This window comes from Stutzerimonas stutzeri (genome assembly GCF_024448895.1).
GTDB classification, from domain to species: domain Bacteria; phylum Pseudomonadota; class Gammaproteobacteria; order Pseudomonadales; family Pseudomonadaceae; genus Stutzerimonas; species Stutzerimonas stutzeri_Q.
In genome coordinates this window covers 154,236-168,273 of sequence record NZ_JAMOIC010000011.1, presented here as the reverse complement: position 1 = coordinate 168,273, position 14,038 = coordinate 154,236, and the positions used below count along the sequence as shown (strand labels likewise).

Sequence of the window (14,038 nt, the reverse complement as noted above, 5' to 3'; positions counted from 1 at the left end):
GATGGTCGCTGGCGGCTTGCTCGAGACATCGTAGGTGACGCGGGAGATACCTTCGATTTCGTTGATGATGCGGTTGGAGACTTTCTCTAGGAGCTCATACGGCAGATGTGCCCAGCGGGCCGTCATGAAGTCGATGGTCTCGACCGCACGCAGCGCGACGACCCAGGCGTAGCGCCGGCCATCGCCCACGACACCCACCGACTTGACCGGCTGGAACACTACGAAGGCCTGGCTGGTCTTGTGGTACCAGTCGAAGTTGCGCAGCTCCTGGATGAAGATATGGTCGGCACGACGCAGCAGGTCGGCGTACTCCTTCTTCACTTCCCCAAGGATGCGCACGCCCAGACCCGGACCCGGGAATGGATGGCGATAGACCATATCGTACGGCAGGCCGAGCTCGAGACCGATCTTGCGGACTTCATCCTTGAACAGCTCGCGCAGCGGCTCGACCAGCTTGAGGTTCATCTCCTCCGGCAGACCACCAACGTTGTGGTGCGACTTGATCACATGGGCCTTGCCGCTCTTGGCACCGGCGGACTCAATGACGTCCGGGTAGATGGTGCCCTGAGCGAGGTACTGGATGTTGTCCAGCTTGCTGGCCTGGGCATCGAACACGTCGATGAAGGTGCGACCTATGATCTTGCGCTTCTTTTCCGGGTCGGCTTCGCCGGCGAGGTTATCCAGAAACTGCGCTTCGGCATCGGCGCGGATCACCTTGACGCCCATGTTCTCGGCAAACATCGCCATCACCTGATCGCCTTCGTGCAGGCGCAGCAGGCCGTTATCGACGAACACACACGTCAGCTGATCGCCGATGGCCTTGTGCAACAGCGCCGCGACCACTGACGAATCGACACCCCCAGACAAGCCCAGCAGAACATTAGCCGAGCCGACCTGAGCGCGAACCTGCTCGACGAGATCGTCGACGATGTTGGACGGCGTCCAAAGCGCTTCGCAGCCGCAGATTTCCAGCAGGAAACGCGACAGAATGCGCCCGCCCTGGCGGGTATGGGTCACTTCCGGGTGGAACTGCACGCCATAGTAGCGACGGTCATCATCCCCCATGGCAGCAATTGGGCAGCTCGGTGTGCTGGCCAGGATGTGGAAGCCTTCCGGCATTGCGGTGACCTTGTCACCGTGGCTCATCCAGACGTCGAGGCCGAACACGCCGTCGTCGTCCATGTGGTCTTCGATGCCGTCGAAGAGCCTGGACTTGCCGACCAGATCGACACGCGCGTAACCGAACTCGCGCTCATCCGAACCCTGCACCTTGCCACCGAGCTGCTCGGACATGGTCTGCATGCCGTAGCAGATGCCGAACAGCGGCACGCCCAGATCGAACACTGCTTGCGGCGCGCGCGGGCTGCCTTCGGCATGCACTGACTCAGGTCCGCCAGCGAGGATGATGCCCCGCGGATTGAATTCGCGGATGTCCTCATCGCTCATGTCGAACGGATGCAGTTCGCAGTAGACACCAAGTTCCCGAACGCGACGGGCGATCAGCTGGGTGTACTGCGAGCCGAAATCCAGGATCAGGATGCGGTGAGCGTGAATGTCTTGATGGGCCATTTTTTTCCCCTGGGAAAAACAGCTGAAGGCTGAACACCGGCTGGCTGAGCGGGGCGCTGCCCTCGTCCAACCGGTCGGCGATCAGCCTCCAGCGACAGAAATATCAACCAACGCGGTAGTTGGGCGCTTCCTTGGTGATCTGCACGTCATGCACATGGGATTCAGCCATGCCGGCGCCGGTGATGCGCACGAACTGCGGATGGGTGCGCATGTGATCGATTGTCGCGCTGCCGGTATAGCCCATAGAGGCGCGCAAGCCGCCCATCAGCTGATGGATGATTGCCGCGAGCGAACCCTTGTATGGCACGCGCCCTTCGATACCTTCCGGCACCAGTTTCTCGGCACCCGCCGAGGAATCCTGGAAGTAACGATCCGACGAACCCTGCGCCTGGGACATAGCACCCAGCGAGCCCATGCCGCGGTAAGCCTTGTACGAGCGGCCCTGAAACAGCTCGATCTCGCCAGGAGCCTCTTCGGTGCCGGCAAACATCGAACCCATCATCACGGCATTGGCGCCAGCGACGATGGCCTTGGAAAGGTCACCAGAGAAACGGATTCCGCCATCGGCGATCATCGGTACGCCAGTGCCTTCGAGCGCAGCAGACACATTGGCGATGGCGGAAATCTGCGGCACACCGACGCCGGCGACGATACGGGTGGTGCAGATCGAGCCCGGGCCAATCCCGACCTTGACTGCGTCGGCGCCGGCCTTGACCAAGTCCAGTGCCGCTTCGGCGGTGGCGATGTTGCCGCCGATGACTTGCACCTGCGGGAAGTTATCCTTCACCCAACGGACGCGATCGAGCACGCCGCGGGAATGGCCGTGTGCGGTGTCTACGACGATCACGTCGACGCCGGCAGCTGCCAGGGCTTCGACACGCTCGGCGGTATCGGCACCTGTGCCGACGGCGGCGCCGACACGGAGGCGGCCCTCACCGTCCTTAGAGGCCAGCGGGTAGGTCTTGGCTTTTTCGATGTCACGGAAGGTGACCAGGCCACGCAGGTGGAAGTTGCTGTCGACCACCAGCATCTTCTCGATGCGATGCTCATGCAGCTTGGCTTTGATTTCCTCGAGCCCCGTACCTTCCTGAACGGTGATCAGCTTTTCCTTGGGCGTCATGATCGCGGCAACCGAATCACCGACGTTCGGGGTGAAGCGCAGGTCGCGCCCGGTGACGATCCCCACCAGTTCTTTGCCCGAGACCACAGGGAAGCCAGAGAAACCAAGCTCGCGCGCCTTGCGCAGCAGTTCGCTGATCTTGGTTTCAGGCGTCACGGTCGCCGGATCGTGAACGATGGCCGTTTCGTGGCGCTTGACCTTGCGCACTTCGGCGGCCTGCTGCTCGACATTCATGTTCTTGTGGATGATGCCGATGCCGCCTTCCTGCGCCATGGCGATGGCCAGGCGAGCTTCGGTGACGGTGTCCATTGCAGCCGAAACGAGGGGAATGTTCAGCTCGATTTCGCGGGTCAGGCGGGTCTTGAGGCTGACATCCTTCGGCAAGACCTCGGAATAACCCGGGATCAGGAGAACATCATCGAAAGTCAGGGCTTCTTGGCTGATACGCAGCATGGCGGGGGCTCCCAGGCGGGAAAAAGGAAGCGCGGCATTATACCCACGCAGCCCCGCTGGCTCAATGCGGTTGTGTGGCAGGTCACGCGCTCGAAACCGCTGGACGCCAGCAAAATGACCAGCCAGTCACGCGTGATCTATCACCAGCGCCACCTTGAAACCCAGGCGTGCGGCGAACTCGCTCAGAAATGACTCGCGAAAGCCGGCCTCGCCCCAGCCATTGAAAATGAAACCGAGATTGGAGAACCCGCAGGCCGGAATGAACATGAACCCGTTGATGTCATCTTCGAACCCGCATTCGGGGCACGTGAAGTTATCGGTCTGCCGCGGCATCCAGTCATCAAGGCTCTCGAACAGCGCTTCGCCAATCTCGCGGCGACACTCCGGGCAGCCCGCCTCCTCGGCAAAATCCCGTGTCGGCGTATATATGCAACGCTTGGTGATCACTTCAAGACCATTGATCGCCTCGCCGAAAGGTAACAGTTCCGGCTGCTGAACGACGTTGCGCGCGCCCGGCGCGATCGCGTAGGCCATGCCGCCGATACCACGGCCACAGGTTGTAGGCAGCGCCTCGACGATGCGCCGCTCGGAAAGCCAACGCAGGATCATCCGCGCCTTGGCTTCGTGGCCTGGAAACGTGGAAACGCGCGGCACGACGATGGCTTGGCTGTGGCTCATGGTGATTGAAACGGAGGCAAGGGATGAGCCGCGCAGCTTAGCGCTAAGCCCGATCCGGTCAAGGGTGACTGACGGATGCGTCACAGTTTCGGTTCCAGCATGACCGCGCGCGGCTTATCATCGCGGCCATGCTCAATGATCCCTTCCAACGCCTGAACCTCGACCGCGAAGTGCTGACCGTCAGCCAGCTCAACGGTCGCGCGCGGCTGCTGCTCGAAGACGTGTTCGCCCAGGTCTGGGTCGAAGGCGAAATATCCAATCTGGCCAAGCCCGCCTCCGGCCACATCTACTTCACCCTCAAGGATAAGAATGCGCAGGTCCGTTGCGCGCTGTTCCGGCAGAACGCCTTGCGCGTGCGCCAGGCGCTGCGCGATGGCCTGGCGGTGAAGGTGCGCGGGCGGGTGTCGTTGTTCGAGGGTCGCGGCGACTATCAGCTGATTCTCGATAATGTCGAGCCGGCCGGCGACGGCTCGCTGCGCCTGGCTTTCGAAGCATTGAAAGAAAAGCTCGATGCCGAAGGTCTTTTCGATGCCGCCGGCAAACGCGCCCTGCCCCTTCACCCCCGGCGTATCGGCATTGTCAGCTCGCCGACGGGCGCGGTCATACGCGACATCATTTCTGTGTTTCGGCGACGCGCCCCGCATGTCGCCCTGACGCTCGTACCGACGCCCGTCCAGGGTCGCGAAGCGACGGCGCAGATCGTCCGCGCGCTGGAGCTGGCCGACCGCGGCGGCTTCGATGCGCTGATCCTGGCCCGCGGCGGCGGCTCACTGGAAGACCTCTGGTGCTTCAATGAGGAAGTGGTCGCGCGTGCCGTGGCAGCTTGCGAGACGCCGATCGTTAGCGCTGTCGGCCACGAGACTGACGTATCGATTGCCGACTTCGTCGCCGACGTCCGTGCGCCAACACCGTCGGCGGCAGCCGAACTTCTGGCACCCAGCAGTGCTGACGTACGCCAGCGGCTGGAGGGGCTGCGCCAGCGGTTGCTGTTGCGGATTCGCGACCGGCTGCATCGTGATGCCTCCCGCCTGGAGAGCCTGACGCGACGCCTGCGCCATCCCGGAGAGCGGCTGCAACAGCAGACCCAGCGTATCGACGACCTTGAACAACGCCTGCTGCGCGGCATCGACCGCCGTCTCAGTGCGGGACATGAGCGCCTGGCCCGCCTCGACACCCGGCTTGCCGGCCAGCATCCTGGGCGAACCCTGAGCCTGCTGCGCCAGCGTCTCGATCACTTGTCCAGTCGGTTGCCCCGCGCCATGCAGGACACTCTGAAAGACCAGCGCCAGCAATTGCAGGGGCTGGCACAGACGCTGAACGTAGTAAGCCCCCTCGCCACGCTGTCACGCGGCTACAGCATCCTGCTCGATGAGCGTGGCCAGGCCATTCGGCGCGCTGATCAGACTCAGCCGGGCCAACGACTGAAAGCGCGGCTGGGTGACGGTGAGCTGGATGTGCGGGTCGAAGACAACCACCAGACGCCCGTGACCTTGTCGCTACTGGACTAACCCATCAATAGGATTTCCATGCGCTTTGCCCTCGCTCTACTGCTTTGCCTGACCCTACCCGCTCACGCCGAGGGCTTTCTGACCCGACTGTTGAACAAGCCCGTACCAGGCGGCGTTGCGGTCATCGATATCGGCAACGACCCCAGCGCGCCTAAAGCGCGCTATGACGGTAAACCCGTGCTGGTAGTGCGCGAGGATGACCAGCGCTGGATTGCCATTGTTGGCATTCCGCTAACGGTCAAAGCGGGCCAGCAATCGCTGGACGTTGATGGCAAGGCACATGGCTTCCGCGTTGAGCCCCGCACATACCGCGAGCAGCGCATCACGCTGAAGAATCAGCGCCAGGTCAATCCGAATCCGGATGACCTCAAGCGCATCGAGCGCGAGCTCGACGAACAGACCCGTGCCTACCGCCAGTTCAGCCAGCGCCAGCCCAGCAATCTGCTGTTCGACAGGCCAGTCAACGGCCCGCTGTCGTCACCGTTCGGGCTGCGCCGCTTCTTCAACGGGGAAGAACGCAATCCGCATTCAGGCCTGGATTTCGCCGCGAAGACTGGTACGCCGATCAAGGCGCCAGCGGCGGGCAAAGTCATCCTGACCGGTAATTACTTCTTCAATGGCAGTACGGTGTTCGTCGACCACGGCCAGGGACTGATCAGCATGTTCTGTCACCTGTCTCAGATAGACGTAAAGGTTGGCGACGAGCTGTCACGCGGTGCGGTGCTGGGCAAGGTCGGATCGACCGGCCGAGCGACCGGTCCGCATCTACACTGGAACGTCAGCCTGAACGATGCACGCATCGATCCGTCGATATTCATCGGTGCGTTCAAACCCTGATCTGCTTCAAGGACCCCATATGCTCATCAATGTGCAGGACTCCACGCTCCTCATCATCGACATCCAGGAACGACTGTTTCCCGCTATCGAAGGCCATAGCGACCTGGCCGAACACAGCGCCTGGCTGATGCAGGTCGCCCAACGCGTTGGCGTACCGGTGCTGGTCACCGAGCAATACAGCAAAGGCCTAGGCCCAACCATCTCGTCGCTGCGCGAGGGCGTTGCCGAAGAGGCGATCATCGAGAAACTGCATTTCTCCGCGGCGCGGGACGGCGAGCTGTTCAAACGTGCGGGCGGCGAGCGCAAGCAGTTCGTGGTCAGCGGTATCGAAACCCACATCTGCGTGTTGCAGACCGTCCTCGACCTGGTTGCCCGTGGCAATCAGGTCTTCGTTGTCGAGGAAGCCGTCGGCTCGCGCCGCGCCAGTGACAAAGCGCTCGGCCTCGCGCGCATGCAACAGGCCGGCGCCAGTATCGTTTCACGGGAAATGGTCGCGTTCGAGTGGATGGAGCAGGCGGGTACCGAGCTGTTCCGTTCCATCAGCCGCGAATTCATTCGCTGATATGAGCAGCTTCAAGGTCTCCGCTTGCCGGACGCCAAATGACAGTGAGGACGCATGCAAGAAGAAGTGAACACCTGGCTGGCATGGCTGAGCGAGCATGCGGAGCTGCAGACACTCGTGTCCAGCGCCGCGCTGATATTCGCCGCCTGGCTCGCCAACTGGGTGGTCAAACGGATTCTCGTCCGCGGCCTCTACAAGGTGCTGCGCAGCTCACGTGATACCGAGTTGCAGGATTTCGGCATCATCCGTCGCCTGTCCAACATCGTACCGGCGCTGGTGCTTTCCGTCGGCGTAAACGCTGTACCGGGCTTGCCGGAGGCAGCCGTCACGGTGGTGCGCAACGTCTGTGGTGGTTTCATCGTACTCACAATCGCGCTCGCGCTGGGCGCGCTGCTGGACATCATCAATATGATGTACCGGCGCCGATCGGACGCGCATGTGCACCCGATCAAGGGCTATCTGCAAGTCATCAAGATCGTGATCTATGCGGTCGCGACCATTCTCATCATTGCCACTCTGATCGATCGCTCACCACTGATCCTGCTGTCCGGCCTCGGTGCCATGGCCGCGGTCCTGCTCTTGATTTTTCAGGACACCATCCTGTCACTGGTGGCCAGCGTACAGATCACCTCCAATGACCTGATCCGTGTCGGCGACTGGGTGGAAATGCCGCAGCTCAACGTCGACGGCGACGTCATTGATATTGCCCTGCATACCGTAAAGGTGCAGAACTGGGACAAGACCATCAGCAACATCCCGACCAAGCGCTTCATCAGCGACTCGTTCAAGAACTGGCGCGGCATGCAGGAAAGCGGTGGAAGGCGGATCAAACGCAGCCTGTTTCTTGATCAGCAGAGCGTGCACTTCCTAAGCCGTGAAGAATGCACGCGCCTGCATCGGTTCAATCTGCTCGACGACTACCTCACTGAAAAAACCCGCGAAATCGAAGAGTGGAACGCCAAGCTGGAAGAGCGCGGCAAAGAGCCGGTCAACACCCGACGCATCACCAACATCGGCAGCTTTCGCGCGTACGTGGAGCGCTACCTGCGAAGCCACGGTGGGATTCATCAATCCATGACCCTGATGGTGCGCCAGCTCAGCCCCACCGCCGACGGTTTGCCTCTGGAAATCTACTGCTTCACCAATACCGTGGCCTGGACGCAGTACGAGGCGATCCAGTCGGATATCTTCGACCACCTGCTGGCCATCCTGCCGGAGTTCGGTTTGCGGGTATTCCAGCACCCGAGCGGTGGAGATATGCGCGACTGGCGCGAGTCAATGACAGAGCGCGGCGCACCCGCATTGCAGAGTCCGAGCAGGCGCCCGGTCGAGGAAAGGGCCGACTGAAAGCCCGCATCGAAACGTTGAGTGAGGCGCCAAAAGCGGCGCTTCACCCTGGCCTCGACCTGCCCGGCTGCATCCGAAGCAAGGAGACCTCGCTTCGTTACCGCCATCCCTCGCTCAGAAGCTCATATCGACACGCGCCCAGTAGGTGCGGCCGGGTTCGTTGATGCGCGAGTCGGCAGACAGCCCGACGCCAGCGTTGCCCGCCTGATTGAGGTGCTCGCTGTAGGCTTTGTCGAGCAGATTGTCGACACCCGTGCTGAGCTTGAAGTGCTGATTCAACCGGTAAGCCCCGTTGAGGGAAAAGACGCCAAAGCCCGAGCTTTCATCGAAATCCTTGCTGGTCACGTTACCTTTGCCTTCGGCGACACGGGTCTGAGCCGCAACGACTCGCCATAGACCTGCCGCACTCCAGTCGCCTCGCTCGTAAATCAACCCAAGGCGCGCTTCCAGCGGCGGCATCTGCGGCAATGCCTCGCCATCCGAGCTGTTCTTGCCCAAGGCGTAAGCCAGACTGGCTTCGCTTTTCCAGTTTGGCGAAAGGCGATAACTGCCGCCTACTTCGCCACCCATGATGCGAGCGTCGACGTTCTTGGCCGCAGAAGTGGACATGCCCATCATGCCCGTCTCGTAACTGAACAGAATGTAGTCACGCACCTGGCCGACATAGGCCGATGCCCAGGCTTCCAACGGTCCCCTGCTGTATTGCAGGCCCAAATCGAGCTGAGTGGTCTTCTCGGGCCGCAGTTGGTCGAACGCATCGGCTCCGCCGGAGAACAGCTCCCAGTAATCAGGAAAGCGCTGGGTATGCCCCAGCCCCACATAGACCGTCGCTGGAAATATCTGCAGGTCCTGCTCGTAGCGCATGAAACCACTGGGCAGGTTATCGCTGCGGCTGTCGCCGGACGAGGGGCCTGTCAGGCGTGAATCTCCGGTCTGCACATGATCAAGGCGTGCTCCGCCGATCAGGCGGCGCTCGTCGGGCAGATCACGCGTGAGCTCACCAAACAGGCCATAGCTATGGAAATCGGCATCCCTGGTCCAGGCGAAGCGATCATGTTCGATCAAGGTGCCGGTCATCATGTCGAACTGGGAGTTTCGCTTGCGATGCTCGTTGCGCTGCGCATCGACACCGGTCACCAGCTCATAGGCCTCCCATTGCCAGGTTGCAGCGAAGCGACCACCCAGCGTACGCCGGTCGACATTGCTCGCCATCGGCCGGCCCATCATGCCCATACCTGAGGGTGTGCGAAGGCTGTAGTTGTCCATCACATGGTCGGCGTAGTTGTAATAGATCCGCGCGTCGATCTTGCGGAGCACATCCCCCAGATTGTCTCGCTCGAAGCGCAGGGCAAGGCTTTCGCGTTCGAACTGGCTGCCGTCCATCCCACGCCCGGCATAGCGGGCTTCGCCATCCCCGCGGCCGACCGTCAGTTCCAGCAGCGTATCGTCGTCGGATGTCCAGCCGAGGACCAGATCGGTACTCCACTTGTCCCAGCGCGAGTGCACCCGATCACCGTTGCCATCCTTGTAATCATCCGAATCCGACCGATTGGCCAGCAGCCGGACGAAGCCCTGATCAGACCCAGCGGCAGCGTCGATATTGCGGTCGAATCGCCCCTCTGAGCCGACGAGCGAGCTGGCATTGATCCGCCCGCCCAACTCGGCAAAGTCCTCGGGGTCACGCTCGAATAGAATCGTCGCCGCAGAGTTCCCGGGGCCCCAGAGCACGGTCTGCGGCCCCTTGATGACGGTGAGGCGGTCGTAGTTCTCCGGGGTGATGTAGGAGCTTGGTGAATCCATGCGGCTTGGGCAGGCGCCGAGCATCTCGCCTCCGTTGGACAAGAGTTTCAGGCGCGAGCCAAACATGCCGCGGAACACTGGATCGCTGTTGGAGCCACCGCCGCGCACCGCGGAGAAGCCCGGAATGGTCTGCAGGTAATCGCCGGCATCACTTGCAGGCACTGGCTGCCGGGGAATCTTCGGATCGGTAACTACGGTCAGCGGCGACTGCTGAGCAACCCCTGTGATGACCATGGGTGCCAGCTCGACCGCGCCGGCATGATCCGAGTGATGAGCATGCTCCTCGGCGGCCAGCGCACCGCTGGTGATCATCCCCAGGAGCGCCGCGTGTGCGAGGTGCCAACGCAGACGAATCGGTTGGATCGAAAACCCTTTGGACAGGCGCTCGCGCGCCAGACAGCCATGACTATTTCTGGACATAGAGAATTCCACTTCTGCTTTGAAAGACCGCAACGAGGCGGCTGATAGACGTCAGCAGTGGGATGAAGGCGGGGCGCGGGGATTTCCGCTGCTGCGGCGGGGCGCCACTGGCAGCAGCTGTTCGGGAAGCGTCTGGAAGAAGACCGGCTGATGGCGCGGCAGAATCAGCTGCACGGCAAGGCTGAGCGGCGGATTGGCCGTCAGCAGCTCGCAGTAGCCGCAGAGCTCCAACGCTGACAACCAGGCAGGATCAGCCGCTGCCGCCGCGCCGTGATGCCCATAGGCTGAAGACTCTGGTCCCGCGTGCTGATGGTGCGGGCTTGGCTGGGCAGCCTGGACTGCCGAATACAACGGGCCGACATGAATCATCAGCATGGCGAACAGGCCAAGCCAGTAACTCATTGTCGATAGCCGTTTGCGTGTCACCGGCGCGTCCTTCATTGGAGCTTGATGCAACTCAGCGGGGATTAATTTGATGATCGCATGGCTGTCCGGCACACACCGCTGCGACAAGAGGACGCGATGTGCAGAAGCAACGAAATGTCATTTTTCCGTGAAAGGCAGCAGAAAAACCTCAGATCTAATACTTATTGATACAAATCACCATTTTTTTGGCAACTGTTGCAACTTGCCGCCAACAAGTCATAACTTTGCACCATAGACAACTGCCCAATTCTGGCAGTCACGTTGCTCGCTCAAGGAATGCCGGGGAAACACCATGACCATGCTCAAGAATCCATCGACGAAATATCGCGCCTCTCCAGCCATCGACATCGCGGACCGCACCTGGCCATCGAAGACCATCACCCAGGCGCCAATCTGGCTGAGCTCCGATTTGCGCGATGGCAACCAGTCGCTGATCGAGCCGATGGACGCGGCCAAGAAGATGCGCTTCTTCAAGACGCTGGTTCAGGTCGGCTTGAAAGAGATCGAAGTGGGCTTTCCGTCTGCTTCCCAGACCGACTTCGACTTCGTACGAGAGCTGATTGAAGGTGGTCACATCCCAGACGACGTCACCATCCAGGTACTGACCCAGGCGCGTGAAGATCTGATCACCCGCACCTTCGAGTCACTCAAGGGCGCCAAGCAGGCGATCGTCCATTACTACAACGCCACAGCGCCGAGCTTCCGCCGCATCGTCTTCAATCAGGACAAGGCCGGGGTGGTGAACATCGCCGTTAGCGCCGCGCGGGTGGTCAAACGACTGGCTGACGCGGCGCCGGAAACGGATTGGCGCTTTGAGTATTCGCCGGAAGTATTCAGCTCTACCGAGACCGATTTCGCCGTCGAGGTATGCAACGCAGTCATCGAGGTATTCCAACCAACACCGGCGAAAAAGCTGATCCTCAACCTGCCTGCAACCGTCGAAGCGGCGACGCCGAATATCTACGCCGACCAGATCGAGTATTTCGGCCGCAAGGTCAACAAGCGCGACAGCGTATTGATTAGTCTGCACACCCATAACGACCGCGGCACGGGCGTAGCCGCCACTGAGCTGGGGCTGATGGCAGGTGCCGATCGCGTCGAGGGTTGCCTGTTCGGCAACGGCGAGCGTACCGGCAATGTCGATCTGGTAACCGTTGCGCTGAACATGTACAGCCAGGGCGTCGATCCGCAGCTGGACTTTTCCGACATCGATGCGGTGCGCAAGGTGGTGGAAGAATGCAATCAGTTGCCGGTGCACCCACGCCATCCTTATGTGGGTGACCTGGTGCATACGGCCTTCTCCGGCTCCCATCAGGACGCCATTCGCAAAGGCTTCAGCCAGCAGGACCCGAACGGCGTGTGGGAAGTCCCCTACCTGCCAATCGACCCGGCCGATATCGGCCGCAGCTACGAAGCGGTGATTCGCGTGAACAGTCAGTCAGGCAAAGGTGGCATCACCTACCTGCTGGAGCAGGAATACGGCATCAGCCTGCCACGCCGCATGCAGATCGAGTTCAGCCAGGTGGTCCAGAAGGAAACCGATCGTCTGGGGCTGGAGATGAGCGCCAAGCAGATCTATGCCTTGCTTGAAGGTGAGTACCTGCAGGCGACGGCGCCTTACACGCTGAAGAGCCATAGGCTGCAGGAAGAGAACGGCACCAGTGCGGTTGAAGTGGAGGTCTCCAATGCGGGTGAGATCATGCACTGGCGCGGCATCGGTAAAGGTCCGCTGGAAGCGCTGGTCGCCGGATTACCGGTCAAGCTGGAAATAATGGACTACCACGAGCACTCCATCGGCGCCGGCAGCAATGCCCGCGCGGCGGCCTATATCGAGGTGCGCCTCGATGGCGAGCGGGCGCTGCACGGCATTGGCATCGACGAAAACATCACCACTGCAAGCATCCGTGCCCTCTTCAGCGCGCTGAACAGAGCCCTGCGCGAGGCCAAGGCCGAAGCGGCCTGATCCAACCGGCGAGCCCGAACGGGCTCGCCGCCCTTCCCTAACGCACACTGCTGTTGGCAGCCAACGAGCTCCGCGCTCCTCTCCCCCTTTTCGCAGAAACGCACCAGTCATCGACAGGATTGTGCAAACACATTGGCATGCGCGCACCTTAGGCTTGAAGGTCTTCAAACCAACTCCGACTACAGGGGAGACGCATGAGCCAAGCCATCGGTTATGCCGCCACAGACGCAAGCACACCGCTCGCACCTTTCAACTTCACCCGCCGCGCTGTTGGCCCGAATGACGTACAGATCGACATCCTCTACTGCGGCGTTTGCCATTCGGATCTGCATACCGCTCGCAATGAATGGAACAACACGCTTTACCCCTCCGTACCGGGCCACGAGATCGTCGGGCGTGTAACGGCCGTCGGTGATTCGGTCGAAAGCTTCAAGGTGGGTGATCTGGCAGGAGTCGGTTGCATGGTCGACAGCTGCCAAAGCTGCTCGTCCTGCGGCGAGGGCCTGGAGCAGTATTGCGAAAACGGCTTTGTCGGCACCTACAACGGGCACGCATTCGGCGGGGGCGAAAACACGCTCGGCGGCTATTCCGACCATATCGTGGTGGACAAGCGATTCGTGCTGCGCATTTCCCACAGCGAGGAAAACCTCGCAGCCGTCTCGCCGCTATTGTGCGCAGGCATTACGACCTATTCACCTCTGCGCCAGTGGAAAGTCGGACCCGGCCAGAAAGTCGGCGTAGTCGGTCTCGGCGGCTTGGGCCACATGGCGGTCAAGATCGCCAATGCAATGGGCGCGCACGTGGTGCTCTTCACCACCTCACCGGACAAGAAAGAGGATGCCCTGCGTCTTGGTGCCAGCGAAGTGGTGATATCCAAGAACAAGGACGAGATGGCTGCGCACCTGAACAGCTTCGACTTCATCCTCAATACCGTCGCTGCACCCCACGATCTGGATGCATTCCTGTCGTTGCTCAAGCGTGATGCGACCATGACACTGGTCGGCGCGCCGGCGTCCCCGCATCCATCCCCCAACGTTTTCGGACTCATCTTCAAGCGTCGCCGCCTGGCTGGTTCGCTGATCGGCGGGATTGCAGAAACCCAGGAAATGCTCGATTTCTGCGCCGAGCACAACATTGTTTCGGACATCGAGATGATCGACATCCAGAACATCAACGAGGCCTACGAGCGCATGCTCAAGAGCGACGTGAAGTATCGTTTCGTCATCGACATGGCTTCTCTGAAGTCAGCCTGAGTACTCTGACTTGCGCGCCGCTCAGGGCGCGCAAGTCAGCAAACGGAGCTGTGCCTGTTCCCTCATCGCGGTTGAGCGGCTAATGTCGCCGGCCGTTCTGCT

At 61.1% G+C, this 14,038-nt stretch carries 11 protein-coding genes; 6 read left to right on the top strand and 5 right to left on the bottom strand.

Going from position 1 to position 14,038, the window contains the following annotated elements; translation table 11 throughout:
* The 3 genes from guaA to NA619_RS14885 form a co-directional block, all read right to left on the bottom strand.
* Positions 1–1,569: glutamine-hydrolyzing GMP synthase (guaA, locus tag NA619_RS14895; protein WP_255962624.1), on the bottom strand; the 1,569-nt coding region annotated here is incomplete at its 3' end.
* 103 nt (positions 1,570–1,672) lie between these two features.
* Positions 1,673–3,142: an IMP dehydrogenase gene (gene guaB, locus NA619_RS14890; protein ID WP_127839809.1), complete on the bottom strand. Its 1,470-nt coding sequence runs from the start codon at positions 3,140–3,142 to the stop codon at positions 1,673–1,675.
* 126 nt (positions 3,143–3,268) lie between these two features.
* A complete protein-coding gene (locus tag NA619_RS14885) occupies positions 3,269–3,820 on the bottom strand; it encodes a sugar ABC transporter ATPase (protein ID WP_255962630.1) in 552 nt (183 codons plus the stop codon).
* Between the two features lie 128 nt (positions 3,821–3,948).
* Between NA619_RS14885 and xseA the strand changes: the two genes are divergently transcribed.
* The 4 genes from xseA to NA619_RS14865 are packed head-to-tail and all read left to right on the top strand — an operon-like array spanning position 3,949 to position 8,074.
* Entirely contained in the window at positions 3,949–5,328 is a 1,380-nt protein-coding gene (gene xseA / locus NA619_RS14880; protein ID WP_255962623.1) for an exodeoxyribonuclease VII large subunit, read from the top strand.
* An 18-nt stretch (positions 5,329–5,346) separates the two neighbouring features.
* On the top strand, positions 5,347–6,165 hold the full coding sequence (locus NA619_RS14875; RefSeq protein WP_255962622.1) for a M23 family metallopeptidase: 819 nt from the start codon (positions 5,347–5,349) through the stop codon (positions 6,163–6,165).
* A 19-nt stretch (positions 6,166–6,184) separates the two neighbouring features.
* Positions 6,185–6,727, top strand: a complete 543-nt coding sequence (locus NA619_RS14870; RefSeq protein ID WP_255962621.1) for a hydrolase — start codon at positions 6,185–6,187, stop codon at positions 6,725–6,727.
* Between the two features lie 54 nt (positions 6,728–6,781).
* Entirely contained in the window at positions 6,782–8,074 is a 1,293-nt protein-coding gene (locus NA619_RS14865; RefSeq protein ID WP_255962620.1) for a mechanosensitive ion channel family protein, read from the top strand.
* Positions 8,075–8,188: 114 nt separating this feature from the next.
* Here NA619_RS14865 and NA619_RS14860 read toward each other — a convergent pair whose 3' ends face one another.
* Both NA619_RS14860 and NA619_RS14855 read right to left on the bottom strand, forming a co-directional pair.
* On the bottom strand, positions 8,189–10,294 hold the full coding sequence (locus NA619_RS14860) for a TonB-dependent copper receptor (RefSeq protein WP_255962619.1): 2,106 nt from the start codon (positions 10,292–10,294) through the stop codon (positions 8,189–8,191).
* 51 nt (positions 10,295–10,345) lie between these two features.
* Entirely contained in the window at positions 10,346–10,696 is a 351-nt protein-coding gene (locus NA619_RS14855; RefSeq protein ID WP_255962618.1) for a DUF2946 domain-containing protein, read from the bottom strand.
* 316 nt (positions 10,697–11,012) lie between these two features.
* Here NA619_RS14855 and leuA point away from each other — a divergent pair, with 316 nt between their 5' ends.
* Positions 11,013–12,683 (top strand): 2-isopropylmalate synthase, encoded by a 1,671-nt coding sequence (leuA, locus tag NA619_RS14850; protein WP_255962616.1) that lies wholly within the window; start codon positions 11,013–11,015, stop codon positions 12,681–12,683.
* A gap of 194 nt (positions 12,684–12,877) precedes the next feature.
* Positions 12,878–13,936, top strand: coding sequence for an NAD(P)-dependent alcohol dehydrogenase (locus tag NA619_RS14845; protein WP_255962615.1), 1,059 nt, complete (start codon positions 12,878–12,880; stop codon positions 13,934–13,936).
* The last annotated feature ends 102 nt before the right edge of the window (positions 13,937–14,038 follow it).

Bases quoted from the DNA above. Each gene is read 5' to 3' on its own strand.
- guaB (WP_127839809.1), bottom strand. From the start codon at position 3,142: ATGCTGCGTATCAGCCAAGAAGCCCTGACTTTCGATGATGTTCTCCTG.
- NA619_RS14885 (WP_255962630.1), bottom strand. From the start codon at position 3,820: ATGAGCCACAGCCAAGCCATCGTCGTGCCGCGCGTTTCCACGTTTCCA.
- xseA (WP_255962623.1), top strand. From the start codon at position 3,949: ATGCTCAATGATCCCTTCCAACGCCTGAACCTCGACCGCGAAGTGCTG.
- NA619_RS14875 (WP_255962622.1), top strand. From the start codon at position 5,347: ATGCGCTTTGCCCTCGCTCTACTGCTTTGCCTGACCCTACCCGCTCAC.
- NA619_RS14870 (WP_255962621.1), top strand. From the start codon at position 6,185: ATGCTCATCAATGTGCAGGACTCCACGCTCCTCATCATCGACATCCAG.
- NA619_RS14865 (WP_255962620.1), top strand. From the start codon at position 6,782: ATGCAAGAAGAAGTGAACACCTGGCTGGCATGGCTGAGCGAGCATGCG.
- NA619_RS14860 (WP_255962619.1), bottom strand. From the start codon at position 10,294: ATGTCCAGAAATAGTCATGGCTGTCTGGCGCGCGAGCGCCTGTCCAAA.
- NA619_RS14855 (WP_255962618.1), bottom strand. From the start codon at position 10,696: ATGAGTTACTGGCTTGGCCTGTTCGCCATGCTGATGATTCATGTCGGC.
- leuA (WP_255962616.1), top strand. From the start codon at position 11,013: ATGACCATGCTCAAGAATCCATCGACGAAATATCGCGCCTCTCCAGCC.
- NA619_RS14845 (WP_255962615.1), top strand. From the start codon at position 12,878: ATGAGCCAAGCCATCGGTTATGCCGCCACAGACGCAAGCACACCGCTC.